Origin of the sequence: Ramlibacter pinisoli (assembly GCF_009758015.1) — a bacterium.
Taxonomy (GTDB): domain Bacteria; phylum Pseudomonadota; class Gammaproteobacteria; order Burkholderiales; family Burkholderiaceae_C; genus Ramlibacter; species Ramlibacter pinisoli.
Window position 1 is genome coordinate 232829 of record NZ_WSEL01000003.1, and the last position, 12336, is coordinate 245164.

General features: G+C 70.0%; 13 protein-coding genes. 9 read left to right on the plus strand and 4 right to left on the minus strand.

Going from position 1 to position 12336, the window contains the following annotated elements:
* Positions 1–38: 38 nt before the first annotated feature.
* Positions 39–680 (minus strand): maleylacetoacetate isomerase, encoded by a 642-nt coding sequence (gene maiA, locus GON04_RS02260; RefSeq protein ID WP_157396385.1) that lies wholly within the window; start codon positions 678–680, stop codon positions 39–41.
* Between the two features lie 30 nt (positions 681–710).
* A complete protein-coding gene (locus GON04_RS02265) occupies positions 711–1433 on the minus strand; it encodes a GntR family transcriptional regulator (protein WP_157396386.1) in 723 nt (240 codons plus the stop codon).
* Positions 1434–1487: 54 nt separating this feature from the next.
* Here GON04_RS02265 and GON04_RS02270 point away from each other — a divergent pair, with 54 nt between their 5' ends.
* Genes GON04_RS02270 through GON04_RS02280 form a run of 3 tightly spaced genes read left to right on the plus strand, consistent with a single transcriptional unit; the run spans position 1488 to position 4680 of the window.
* Positions 1488–2876, plus strand: a complete 1389-nt coding sequence (locus GON04_RS02270; RefSeq protein WP_157396387.1) for a Rieske 2Fe-2S domain-containing protein — start codon at positions 1488–1490, stop codon at positions 2874–2876.
* A complete protein-coding gene (locus GON04_RS02275; protein ID WP_157396388.1) occupies positions 2873–4351 on the plus strand; it encodes a glutamine synthetase family protein in 1479 nt (492 codons plus the stop codon). The genes GON04_RS02270 and GON04_RS02275 overlap by 4 nt, the downstream gene beginning before the upstream one ends.
* A gap of 5 nt (positions 4352–4356) precedes the next feature.
* On the plus strand, positions 4357–4680 hold the full coding sequence (locus GON04_RS02280) for a 2Fe-2S iron-sulfur cluster-binding protein (protein WP_157396389.1): 324 nt from the start codon (positions 4357–4359) through the stop codon (positions 4678–4680).
* A 3-nt stretch (positions 4681–4683) separates the two neighbouring features.
* Here the strand turns inward: GON04_RS02280 and GON04_RS02285 are convergent, their stop codons facing one another.
* On the minus strand, positions 4684–5385 hold the full coding sequence (locus tag GON04_RS02285; protein ID WP_157396390.1) for a YiaD family glycine zipper/OmpA-like lipoprotein: 702 nt from the start codon (positions 5383–5385) through the stop codon (positions 4684–4686).
* Between the two features lie 100 nt (positions 5386–5485).
* Complete coding sequence (locus GON04_RS02290; protein WP_157396391.1) at positions 5486–5929, minus strand: MarR family winged helix-turn-helix transcriptional regulator; 444 nt, start codon at positions 5927–5929, stop codon at positions 5486–5488.
* 88 nt (positions 5930–6017) lie between these two features.
* On the opposite strand from GON04_RS02290, the gene GON04_RS02295 reads away from it, so the two are divergent.
* From GON04_RS02295 to GON04_RS02320, 6 genes are all read left to right on the plus strand, one after another.
* Positions 6018–7211 (plus strand): 3-hydroxybenzoate 6-monooxygenase, encoded by a 1194-nt coding sequence (locus GON04_RS02295; RefSeq protein ID WP_157396392.1) that lies wholly within the window; start codon positions 6018–6020, stop codon positions 7209–7211.
* Positions 7208–8563 carry an FAD-dependent oxidoreductase gene (locus GON04_RS02300; protein ID WP_157396393.1) on the plus strand — a complete coding sequence of 452 codons (1356 nt, stop codon included), beginning with the start codon at positions 7208–7210 and terminating at the stop codon, positions 8561–8563. Before GON04_RS02295 ends, GON04_RS02300 begins: the two co-directional genes overlap by 4 nt.
* A 19-nt stretch (positions 8564–8582) precedes the next feature.
* Positions 8583–9638 carry a gentisate 1,2-dioxygenase gene (gtdA, locus tag GON04_RS02305; protein ID WP_157396394.1) on the plus strand — a complete coding sequence of 352 codons (1056 nt, stop codon included), beginning with the start codon at positions 8583–8585 and terminating at the stop codon, positions 9636–9638.
* Positions 9635–10330, plus strand: a complete 696-nt coding sequence (locus tag GON04_RS02310; protein ID WP_157396395.1) for a fumarylacetoacetate hydrolase family protein — start codon at positions 9635–9637, stop codon at positions 10328–10330. Before gtdA ends, GON04_RS02310 begins: the two co-directional genes overlap by 4 nt.
* A gap of 95 nt (positions 10331–10425) precedes the next feature.
* A complete protein-coding gene (locus tag GON04_RS02315; protein WP_181653843.1) occupies positions 10426–10908 on the plus strand; it encodes a TRAP transporter small permease subunit in 483 nt (160 codons plus the stop codon).
* Between the two features lie 91 nt (positions 10909–10999).
* Positions 11000–12277, plus strand: a complete 1278-nt coding sequence (locus GON04_RS02320) for a TRAP transporter large permease (RefSeq protein ID WP_232532998.1) — start codon at positions 11000–11002, stop codon at positions 12275–12277.
* The last annotated feature ends 59 nt before the right edge of the window (positions 12278–12336 follow it).

Below are 12336 nucleotides of genomic sequence, written 5' to 3' on the forward strand. Positions count from 1 at the left end.
CCAATCGGGCACCAGCCAGTCGCAGGGCAATGCCGTGGTCAAGCTTCGTTGTCCGGGCAGGCGGACGGCTGCGCCTTCTGGAACGCGGGCAGCCGCATGCAGGCCTCGAAGGCGGCCATGGTGCGATCGAGTCCCGAGAAGTCGACGCCGAAGCGCTGCCCGTTGAAGATCTGGGGCACCAGGCAGCAATCGGCCAGCGTGGGCGCCTCGCCATGGCTGTAGGTGCCGCGCGGCAGCTGCGCCAGCTCGCGCTCGTAGGCCAGGAGCCCGTCGCGCACCCAGTGCCGGTACCAGGTGTTCTTGGCTTCCTCGGCCACCTTCATCTCACGCACCAGGTACTTGAGCACGCGCAGGTTGTTGAGCGGATGGATCTCGCACGAGACCAGCTGCGCCAGGGCCCGGACCCGGGCCCGGCCGAGTGCATCGGCCGGCAGCAAGGGTGGCTGCGGATGCGTCTCGTCGAGGTATTCGATGATGGCCATCGACTGCCCCAGCCGCTCGCCGCCGTCGGTCTCCAGGGTCGGCACCAGGCCGGTCGGGGAGACGGCGGCGTAGGCCGGCTGCTTGTGGTCGCCGCGCACCAGGTGCACCGGGAGGTACTCGTACGACAGTCCCTTGAGTTCCAGCGCGATGCGCACGCGGAACGAGGCAGAGGACCGGAAGTAGTTGTGCAGCTTCATGCGGCGAGCATAAACCGCAGCCACGGCGGATCAACCGCCGACCACGAGCCGGATCGCGGGCATCAGCTGTTCGGTTTCGGCGCGCCGCTCCAGGGCCAGCCGCATGTTCACCTGCGCGACCTCGGTGTGCTCGATGGCCAGCGCCTGGGCCCGTGCACCCTCCCCGCGGCACATGGCATCGACCAGCATGTGGTGCTGGCGATGCGCGTAGCGCATCCAGTCGCGGTCCTGCTCGGCGGTGGACATCATCGGCAGCATGGCCGAGGCCGGCGCGAACGGCAGCGCATTGTTGAGGGCGACGGCGCGCTGCAGGGCCCGGTTGCCGCTGGCGTCCAGGACCAGGGCGTGGAACCGGTCGTTCATGGCTGCGTAGCCGGCATAGGCGGCGATGTCCAGCGTCGGCGGCGCCAGCAGCCGATCGCCCTCGGCCAGGCAGGCTTCCAGCCCGTGCTGCAACTGGCGTGGCACGCCGTGCTCGGCCACCAGCCGCGCCGCCATGCCCTCGAGGTGGCCGCGCACCGCAATGGCATCGGCGATCTCGCGCGGCGTGAACTGGCGCACCAGGTACTTGCCGGTCTCGCTGACGTCGATCAGCCCTTCCTGCTCGAGCGTCACCAGTGCCGCGCGCACGGGTGTGCGTGACGCACCGAGCCGTTCGGCCAGTTGCTGCTCGGCCAGGTGCTGGCCGGGCGCGAACTCGCCGCGCAGGATCAGGTCCCGAAGCTGCATCAGCACCGACTCTTGCAGGTTCATGGCACCGACTGTACACTGAATCGCAATTTCGGTATACCGTTTCAAGGAGCGCGGATGAAGGCCGACCAGAACGAACTGCTCACCCGCATCGGGCCGGGCACCGCCTGTGGCGCAGTGCTGCGCCAGTACTGGCAACCCGTGGCCCTGGTCGACGAGTTCGATCCGCGGCTGGACCCACGCATGGGCCAGCGGCCCGTCAAGGCCGTCCGCGTGCTGGGCCAGGACCTCGTGCTGTTCCGTGACGCCCAGGGCCAATGGGGCCTGATCGACCGCGACTGCCCGCACCGCGGCGCCGACCTGTCGTTCGGCCGGCACGAGGGCGACGGCCTGCGCTGCCCCTTCCACGGCTGGAAATTCGCTGCCGACGGCCGGTGCCTCGAGACGCCGGCCGAGCCGGCCGGCAGCAAGCTGTGCGAGCGGGTGCGGCAACGCAGCTATCCCGTGCTGGAGCGCAGCGGCATCCTGTTCGGCTGGTTCGGCGAACCGGGCAGCACGCCGCCGCCCTTCCCCGCCTTCGACTGCTTCCAGGCCCCCGCCACCCACAGCTTCGCGTTCAAGGGGCTGTGGCAGTGCAACTGGCTGCAGGCCTTCGAGGTCGGCATCGACCCGGCGCACCCCTCGTTCCTGCACCGGTTCCTGAACGACGCCTCCCTCGACGCCGTGGGCGACAACGCCGCCGGCCGGCAATTCCGCAGTGCCAGCGCCGGCCAGGCCGCAGGCGGCGAGCGCTGGCCGATGACGCGCATCATGCGGGAGTTCCACCAGCCGGAGATCAGCTTCGAGCCGCGTCCCTGGGGCCTGCAGCTCACGGCCTTGCGGCCGATGACCGACGAGCTCACGCACGTGCGGGTCACGCATGCCATCTTCCCGCACACCTTCGTCATCCCGCTGTCGGAGACGCTCACCATCACGCAGCTGCACGTGCCGGTGGACGACACGCGCACCTACTGGTATTCGGTGTTCACGAGTTTCGCGGGCCCGGTCGACCAGGAGGCGATGCGCAACCAGCGGCTGCAGTTCATCTCCCTGCCCGACTACGTGCCCAAGTCCGGCCGCCACAACAACTGGGGCTTCAATGCCGACGAGCAGCGCTCGACCACCTATCTCGGCATGGGCGAGGACGACATCAACGTGCACGACCAGTGGGCGGTGGAAAGCATGGGCGCGATCCAGGACCGCACCCGCGAGCACCTGGGCACCAGCGACAAGGTGATCATGGCCAACCGGCGGATGCTGCTCAAGGCGATCGAGAGCGTCCAGGCAGGCGGCGCGGCGCCCGGCGTGGCCGACGCCACCCTGGCCGCGCAGATGCAGGGCCCCGACACGGTCGACGGCATCGCACCGGCCGGCGAGTGGCCCACCTGGTGGCGCGAGCGCGTGCAGGCCAAGCGCGATGGCGCACCCTGGATCGCCCAGGCGCCGACAGCCGTCCAGCCCGCATGACGAGCTTCGCGCAACGCTGCGGCCTGCACGATGCCGCGCGCGCCGCGGCCGTCGACCGGGTCGCGCGGCAGGTTGCCGCCTCCGGCCTGGAGCTGGTGCGGGTGGCCTGGTGCGACCTGCATGGCGTCACGCGCGGCAAGACGCTGGTGGCCGCCGGGACCCGGCGCGCGCTCGACGAGGGCGTCGGCATGGTCAGCACGCTGATGCTCAAGGACACATCCGATCGCACCGCCTTCAAGGTGTTCGAGCCCGGGGGCACCGCATCGCTGCCCGGCTTCGGCCAGGCCAACAACCTGTTGCTGCTGCCCGATCCCGACAGCTTCCGGCAATTGCCGTGGACGCCGGCGACCGGCTGGCTGCGCGCGCAGCCGTGGTTCCAGGACGGCCGGCCGGTTCCCCTCGACACGCGCCACGTGCTGCAGGACGCCCTCGCGAAGCTGGATGCCGCGGGCTACGCGATGCGCTGCGGGCTCGAGGTCGAGTTCCACATCTACCGCATCACGGACGAGGCGCCGCAGCTCGATTCCGAGCTGGCCGCCTGGCCCGGCCTGCCGCCTGCCGTGCAGCTGGTCCACCCCGGCTACAACCTGCTGGCCGAGGGCTGGTACGACCAGGCCGAGGAGCCGCTGCGGATCGTGCAGACGACCGCCCAGGCGCTGGGCCTGCCACTCGCATCGCTGGAAATCGAGCTCGGCCCGAGCCAGGTGGAGGCGGTGTTCGACGTCACCGACGCCCTGACGGCGGCCGACAACATGGTGCTGTTCCGCAGCGCGGTGCGGCAAAGCCTGCGGCGGGCCGGCTACCACGCCACCTTCATGTGCCGGCCGCCGTTTCCCAACATCATGTCCAGCGGTTGGCACCTGCACCAGTCGCTGGTCGACAAGGCCACCGGCGTGAACGCCTTCCTGCGCGAGCTTCCGGCGGACGGCAGCACGGACGCCGACGCAAGCCACACCCTGTCGGCGGTGGGTGAGCAGTACCTGGCCGGCCTGCTGGCCCACGCACGGGGGATGGCGGTGTTCTGCACGCCAACCGTCAACGGCTTCGGACGCTTCCGGCCCAACGCGTTGGCGCCGCAATCGGTGCTGTGGGGCCGCGACAACCGGGGCGCCATGCTGCGCGTCATCGGCGGCTGCGGCGACGCCGCCACGCGCATCGAGAACCGGATCGGCGAACCGGCCGCCAACCCCTACCTCTACTTCGCCTCGCAGATCCACGCCGGGCTGGACGGCATCTTGCGCGGACTCTCCGCGCCGCCGGCCACCGACGCGCCGTATGGCGAGGCGAACGCGAAGCTGCCCACCACCCTGGGCGAAGCGCTGGACGCCTTGCGCGACGATCCGGCGCTCATCGAGGGCTTCGGTGGCGCCTTCTGCGACTACTTTACCCAGGTCAAGCGGTCGGAGCTGGCAAGGCACGACCAGGCCGAGGACAAGACCGACTTCATGCGCCGCGAGTACTTCTCGCGCTTCTGACACCGATGCGGATCCACCTCTTCCCTGCCGGCGCCACCGAACCGGTGACGCTTGCCGGCAAACCCGGCCAGAGCCTGATGCAGGCGGCCGTCGACGCCAACGTGCACGGCATCGAGGCCGAGTGCGGCGGGCTGCTCACCTGCGCGACCTGCCACGTCTACGTGCGCGAGCCCTTCGCGTCGCAGTTGCCGCCGCCGGGCAGCGATGAGCTCGGCATGCTGGAATTCACTGCCTCTGCGCGCCAGGCCAACAGCCGCCTGTCGTGCCAGATCGCCCTCGTGCCCGCCCTCGACGGGTTGGCCGTCGACCTGCCGCCGACCCAGACCTGAGGCTCAGCGCACCTGCACGGCCGGGATGCCGGGGCTGGCGGCCGGCGCGCCGCTGGCCACGTTGGCCCGCTCCCCCAGGAAGATCTCGACGCGGCGGTTCCTGGACCGCCCAGCCTCGGTGTTGTTGTCGGCAATGGGCTCGTGTTCGCCCCGGCCGGCCGTGGCCACCCGGCGCGGGTCGACGCCACGTGCAGCCAGGTAGTCGCGCGCGGCATCGGCGCGGTGCTGGGACAACGGGTCGTTCACCGAGTCCGGCCCGGTGCTGTCGGTGTGCCCGATGATGCGCAACTCGGTGTTCGGCTGGCCCGACAGGCCGCTGGCGAACTGGTCCAGCACCGGCCGCAGGTTGGACTTGATGTCGGCCCGCCCGGTGTCGAACGAGATGTCGCTCGGGATCTCCAGCTTGAGCTGGTTGTCCGCCGTCTGGGTGACCGCAACCCCGGTGCCGACGGTGGCGCGCTGCATCGCCTGCTTCTTCTGCTCCATGTGCTGCGACCAGACATAGCCACCCAGGGCACCCAGGCCGGCCCCGATGGCAGCGCCCTTGGCATCGTGGCCGATCGCCGCCCCGGCAAGGCCGCCGACGCCGGCGCCGATGGCCGTGTTGCGTGTCGTGGGGCCCATTTGGGGGGCGGACATGTCGGCACAGCCGGCCAGGGCGGCCAGCGCGAGCGCCGTGGGTGCAAGGAGGGAACGTGTCGTCATGGCTGAACTCCGGATCAATGTCCCGATTGGACCGGCTGGGCGCAGCCCGGCGCGCCCGGGCCGGCCAACAGCCGCCGCAAGACGCCGCCGCCAGCCCGTGTCAGCCGCCGCCGCCCTCGTGCCCCTGCACCAGCTTGGCGAGCAGGCGCATCAGCTGCTCCTGCTCGCGTGCCTCGAGCGGGCCGAGGATGCGCCGCTGCGCGCGCGACACCGCCCGCTTCATGGACGCGGCGGCCTGTTCGCCCGCCGGCGTCACCCACAGCAGCTTGCGCCGGCGGTCGAGCCTGTCCGGCTCGCGCCGGACCCAGCCCTTGGCCTCCAGCCGGCCGACCACCGATCCGAAGGTCGCCGCGTCGAAGGCCACCCGTGAGGCCAGCGTGACCTGGTCCTCGCCCGGCTCGTCCATCAGGGCATTCAGGATCGCGAACTGGACCGGCGTGACGTCGTGCCCGTCCATCTCTTCCGCGAACACGGCCACGGCCACCTGGTGCGCCCGCCGGATCAGGTGGCCGGGGGCCTGCTGGAAGTCGAAGCTCTTGGGCATGCGTCGAGTGTAGCCAGCAGGTGCACGTTGCGCGCCCTCCGGTTCGTATGTATGCTTATCAATTCCGCGCGCAACACCTCGCCTGACCATGCCCTCTCCCTCCAACCTGATCGTGGCCGGCGGCGGCATCGGCGGCCTGGCTGCCGCCTACGTGCTGGCGCGCCAGGGCACGCCGGTCACCGTGCTCGAGCAGTCATCCGCATTCGGCGAGATCGGCGCCGGCATCCAGCTCGGTCCCAACATCTTCCGGATGTTCGAGTACCTGGGCCTCACGAACGCGGTGCGTGACGTCGCCTACTTTCCTCCCGGCATGGGCATGAACGACGTGCGCACCGGCGAGGCCGTGGTGCGGGTGCCGCTGGCCGAGGCCGCCATCGCCGCCTACGGCTTCCCCTACGGCGTGATCTACCGGGCCGACCTGCACCAGGTGTTCCTGGACGCGTGCAAGGCGCTGCCCGGCGTCACCCTGCGCACCGCCGCCAAGGTCGAGGGGTTCGAGCAGGACGCCGCCGGTGTGCGGGTGCGGCTGGCCGGCGGCGACGTCGTCGAAGGGTCCGCGCTGGTCGGCGCCGACGGGCTCTGGAGCCGGGTGCGCGAGGCGGTCGTCGGCGACGGCAAGCCGCGCGTGTCGGGTCACATCGCCTACCGGGCGGTGCTGCCGCGCGCGGAGGTGCCGGCGCACCTGTGGCACGACGACGTGGTGCTGTGGGGCGGCGAGAAGACGCACCTGGTGCACTACCCGCTGCGCCGCGGCGAGCTGTTCAACCTGGTGGCCGTCTTCCACAGTAACAAGTACGACGAGGGCTGGAACACCTTCGGCGACACCGCCGAGCTGCAGGAGCGGTTTGCCCAGGCGGTGCCGCAGGTGCGCGAACTGCTGGGCAAGATCGAGACCTGGAAGATGTGGGTGCTGTGCGACCGCGAGCCGGTCGCCAACTGGACGAAGGGTCGCGTCACGCTGCTGGGCGACGCCGCCCATCCCATGCTGCAGTACCTGGCCCAAGGCGCCGGCCAGGCCATCGAGGACGCCGTGGTGCTCGGGGCGGCCTTGCGACATGCCGGGGGCGATGCCGCCCATGCGTTCCAGCTGTACCAGCAGGCGCGCTACCTGCGCACCGGCCGGGTCCAGCTGACGGCACGCTTCTACGGCGACATCTACCATGCGAGCGGCGTCGCCCGCGAACTGCGCAACCGCATGTTCCAGGGCGGCCAGGAATCGGCCGGCTTCGCCGGCCTGAAATGGATGTACCAGGGCATAGACCCCGACCGACTGTTTGCATGACCACCACCCGCACCCTCACCCTCACCGAACCCAGCCGCCAGACCCCCATCTACGGCGAGTACGACGTCGTCGTGCTCGGCGGTGGCCCGGCCGGCATTGCCGCCGCCGTGTCCGCAGCCCGGGCCGGCCGCTCGACCCTCCTGGTGGAGCGCTACGGCTTTCTTGGCGGCATGGGCACCGCCGCCGGTGTCACCAACTTCTGCGGACTGCACGCCAACGTGCACGGCGACATCCGGCGCGTGGTGCACGGCGTGGCCAGCGAGCTGCTCGAGCGCATCGACCGCCTCGGCGGCCTGAACACGCCGCACGCCCTGTTCGGCAAGACGGTGGCCCAGGCCTACGACACGGCGGCATACAAGATCGCGGCCGACGAGCTGATGGCCTCGGCCGGCGTGCACCTGCTGTTCCACGCACTCGGCGCCGGCGTGCTCATGGACGCGCCGGGCCGCATCGGCGCCCTGCTGGTCGAGACCAAGTCCGGCCGCCGGGCCATCGTGGGCCGCGCATTCGTCGACGGCTCCGGCGACGGGGACCTCGCCGCCTGGGCCGGCGCGCCCTGGGACGCCGGCGACGGCGCCGGCAACTTCCTCTACCCCTCGACGATGTTCCGGCTGAACGACATCGACCCGGAGCGCGCCGGCAACGCCTGGGAAGTGATCCCCCGGCTGATGCTGCAGGCGCAGGCCGAGGGGCGGTACCACTTTCCGCGCAAGACGCCGATCGTGCGCCCGCAGAAGAGCGGCATCGAATGGCGGGTCAACCTCACGCAGCTCGCCAACGTCGACGGCAATGCCATGGACGGCACCGACGCCGACGAACTGAGCCAGGCCGAGGTGCTGGGACGCCGGCAGATCGCCAGCGTGGCCGGTTTCCTGCGTGAAGTGCCGGGCTTCGAACGCGCCTACATCGTCGACATCGCGCCGCAGGTCGGCATCCGCGAAACCCGCAGGGTGCGCGGCCACTACCAGCTGACCGAGTCCGACGTCCTCGACTGCGCCAGCTTTCCCGACACCATCGGCGTCAACGGCTGGCCGCTGGAGCTACACCTGAAGGGCGACGTCGAGTTCCGCTGGCCGAAGATCCCCGAGAGCCGCGGCTTCAACCACCTGCCCTATCGCATGATCGTGCCTCTGGGCGTCGACAACCTCTGGGTCGCCGGCCGTTGCGCCTCGATGACGCACGAGGCGCAGTCGGCCGCCCGGGTGACGGGCGCCTGCTTCGTCATGGGCGAGGCCGCGGGCGCAGCCGCCCACCTCGCGCTGGAGGAGGATGGCCGCGCCGCCGGCGTGGACACCGGTGCGCTGCAGGCCCGGCTCGAGGCGCAGGGCGCGTGGCTGGGACGCGAAGACTGACAACCACCAGGAGGCCGCGATGAACGCTCCCGACAGCACCCTGCTCGCCCGGCAACAGCTGTACCGCGACATGGATCCGCACCACCTCACGCCGCTGTGGGACGTGCTGCATGCCCTGGTACCGCCCAAGCCGGCCACGCCCTGCGTGCCGGCGCACTGGGAGTACGCCCGGGTGCGGCCGTTCCTGCTGCGCGCCGGCGAAGCCATCACCGCGGCGGAGGCCGTGCGCCGGGTGCTGATCCTCGAGAACCCCGGCCTGCGCGGCCAGTCGGCGGTGACGCAGTCACTCTATGCCGGGCTGCAGCTGATCCTGCCCGGCGAGGTGGCGCCCAGCCACCGCCACACGCAGAGCGCATTGCGCTTCATCGTCGAAGGCAGCGGGGCCTATACGGCGGTCGACGGCGAGCGCACCACCATGCGCCCCGGCGACTTCATCATCACCCCCAGCTGGACATGGCACGACCACGGCCACGAGGCGCAGGGCCCCGTCGTCTGGCTGGACGGGCTCGACATCCCCATGGTCCGCTTCTTCGATGCGGGCTTCGCCGAGAACGGCAGCAGCGCCTCGCAGGCGGTGAGCAAGCCGGAAGGCGGCAGCTACGCACGCTTCGGCCACAACATGGCGCCGGTGCGGCACGAGGCACCCTTCGGCGCGACCTCGCCGATCTTCAGCTACCCGTACGACCGCACGCTCGAGGCGCTGGCTCGCCTGGAACGCGATGCCCCCATCGATCCCTGGGACGGCGTCAAGCTGCGCTACGTCAACCCGCTCACCGGCGGCTGGCCGATGCCGACCATGGCGACCTTCATGCAGAAGCTCCCGGCCGGCTTCCAGGGCAAGGGCTGGCGCCAGACCGATGGCGCCGTCTACAGCGTGGTCGAGGGCAGCGGCGTGGCGGAGATCGAGGCCGGCGACCAGCACTGGCGCTTCGAGCTCTCGCCGCGCGATCATTTCGTCGTGCCGTCGTGGCACACTGCCCGGCTCAATTCGGAGGCCGGCTGCGTGCTGTTCAGCTACTCCGATCGGCCAGTGCACCAGGCACTGGCCCTCCACAAGGAAGAAAGGTTGCCATGAGTTTCGTCATCACCCCGCCGGCCCAGGTCTCCCTGCCGGTCGTCGGCCGCGGCGAGCGGTTCCCCGTGCGCCGGGTCTACTGCGTCGGCCGCAACTACGTCGAGCACGCCAAGGAGATGGGCTTCACCGGCCGCGAGCCGCCGTTCTTCTTCTTCAAGCCGGCCGACGCCGTGGTGCCGGTTGCGGCCGGCGAGACCGCCACCATCCGCTATCCCAGCCTCACCAAGGACCTGCACCACGAGATCGAGCTGGTGGCGTGCATCGGCACGGGCGGCAAGAACATCAAGGCCGCCGATGCGCGCAAGCACATCTGGGGCTACGCGGTCGGCCTGGACATGACCCGCCGCGACCTGCAGGGCGAGATGAAGAAGCAGGGCCGTCCCTGGGAGATCGGCAAGTCGTTCGAGGAGTCGGCCCCCACCGGGCCGGTGACGCCGGCCGCGCAGGCGGGCGACATCGAGAACGCCGAGATCTGGATCCAGGTGAACGGCAAGGACCGGCAGCGCAGCACGGTCACCAAGCTGATCTGGAACCTGGGGGAGATCATCGAGCACCTGTCCGCCGCCTGGGAACTGGCCCCCGGCGACCTGATCTTCACCGGCACGCCCGAAGGCGTGGCAGCCGTGGTTGCGGGCGACACCCTGGTCGGTGGCGTCGGCGGCATCGGCGAGTTGCGCGTGCGCATCGCCTGACGTTTTTCGGCGACTGGCCCGTATTGCGGGCATGAAGAAAGCGGCCCTGCGTGGCCGCTTTCTTACAATCGGACACTCTTCCAGAAAGGGCTGCCGTGAAGTTGCTCGACCTCCTTGCCCGGGTGTGTGCCGTCCTTGCCGGCGTCCTCCTGACGCTGATCACCCTCATGACGTGCGTGAGTCTGATCGGCCGCAACACCATCGGCACCACGCTGGTGGGCGACTTCGAACTCACGGGGGTGGCCACGGGGGCGGCCATCGCGCTGTTCATGCCGTGGTGCCAGGTCCGGCACGGCAATATCATCGTGGACTTCTTCACCGCCAAGGCGAGCGAGCGGACCAATGCGCTCCTGGACCGCTTCGGCTGCCTGCTCCTGGCGCTCGTGTTCGCCCTGCTCGCCTGGCGCACGACCCATGGCGCGCTGAGCGCGTGGGCCGGCCACTCGGAGTCGCAGATCATCGGTTTCCCGGAGTGGGTGGTGCACACGACGATGGTGCCGCCGTTCATCCTGACCTCCGTGATCGCGCTGTGGCAGGCCGCCTTCGGGCTGGATGGGGCACCGGAGGCACACGGATGATTCGCGCTGCCTCTCCCCAGGCCCATTGCGCCTTCCGTCCGGAGCTGTCCCTGTGAACGCGGTCGAACTGACGCTGGGCATCTTCGCCGTCATGCTGGTGCTGATGGCGGTGCGGGTGCCGATCTCCATCGCCATGTTCGTCGCCGGCACCGCCGGCTACCTGACGCAGACCGGCTGGGGCCCGTTCTCCAACTTCCTGAACACCCAGGCGTTTGCACGCTTCGCGAGCTATGACCTGTCGGTCATCCCGCTGTTCATCCTGATGGGGCACTTCGCCACCCAGGGCGGGATCAGCAAGGCGCTGTTCTCGTTCGCGGCCGCCATCATGGGTCGCTTCAAGGGTGGGCTGGCGATGGCGTCGGTGCTGGCGTGCGCCGCGTTCGGCGCGATCTGCGGGTCGTCGGTCGCGACGGCCGCCACCATCACCTCGGTGGCCCTGCCGGAGATGAAGCGCCACGGCTACTCCGGCCGGCTGGCCACCGGCACCCTGGCCGCGGCGGGCACGCTGGGCATCCTGATCCCGCCGTCGGTGCCGCTGGTGATCTACGCCATCCTGACCGAGCAGAACATCGCCAAGCTGTTCGCCGCCGCCATGATCCCCGGCATCATCGCCATGTTCGGCTACATGGTGGCCATCGCCATCTACGTGCGCCTGGTCCCGGGGCAGGCGCCCGAGACCGACGAGGCGCCCCGCCTCACGCGCGACGCGATCAAGGGGGTCATCCCGATCGTGCTGATCTTCCTGCTGGTGTTCGGCGGCATCTACGGCGGGCTGTTCACGCCCACCGAGGGCGCCGGTGTCGGCGCAGCTTCCACCTTCGTGGCCGCGCTGATCAAGCGCGAGATCACCTGGGACAAGTTCAAGCAGTGCTTCTACGCCACGGCCGAGAGCTCGGCCATGATCTTCCTGATCTTCATCGGTGCCGACCTGATGAACTCGGCACTGGCGCTGACGCAGGTGCCGAACCAGTTGGCCTCGGTGGTGGGCAGCTGGGGCCTGTCGCCGCTGATGGTGGTGGCGGCCATCCTGCTGTTCTACGTCGTGCTGGGCGCCGTGATGGACGAGCTCAGCATGATCCTGCTCACCATCCCGATCTTCTTCCCGATGGTGATGACGCTCGACTTCGGGATGCCCAAGGAATCGGTGGCGATCTGGTTCGGCATCATGGTCCTGATGGTGGTGGAGTTCGGCCTGCTTGCGCCACCGGTCGGGCTCAATGTCTACGTCGTCAACGGGATGGCCAAGGACGTGCCCATCGCCGAGAGTTACCGCGGCGTGATGCCCTTCCTGGTGAGCGACACGCTGCGCACCCTGCTGCTGCTGTTCTTCCCCGCGATCTCGCTCTGGCTGGTGAAGTACGTGGGTTGAGGCCGGCGGCGTCGAACCGGCGCGGTTGCGGGAAAGCCCCGTAGGCCGGCGCGCCACGG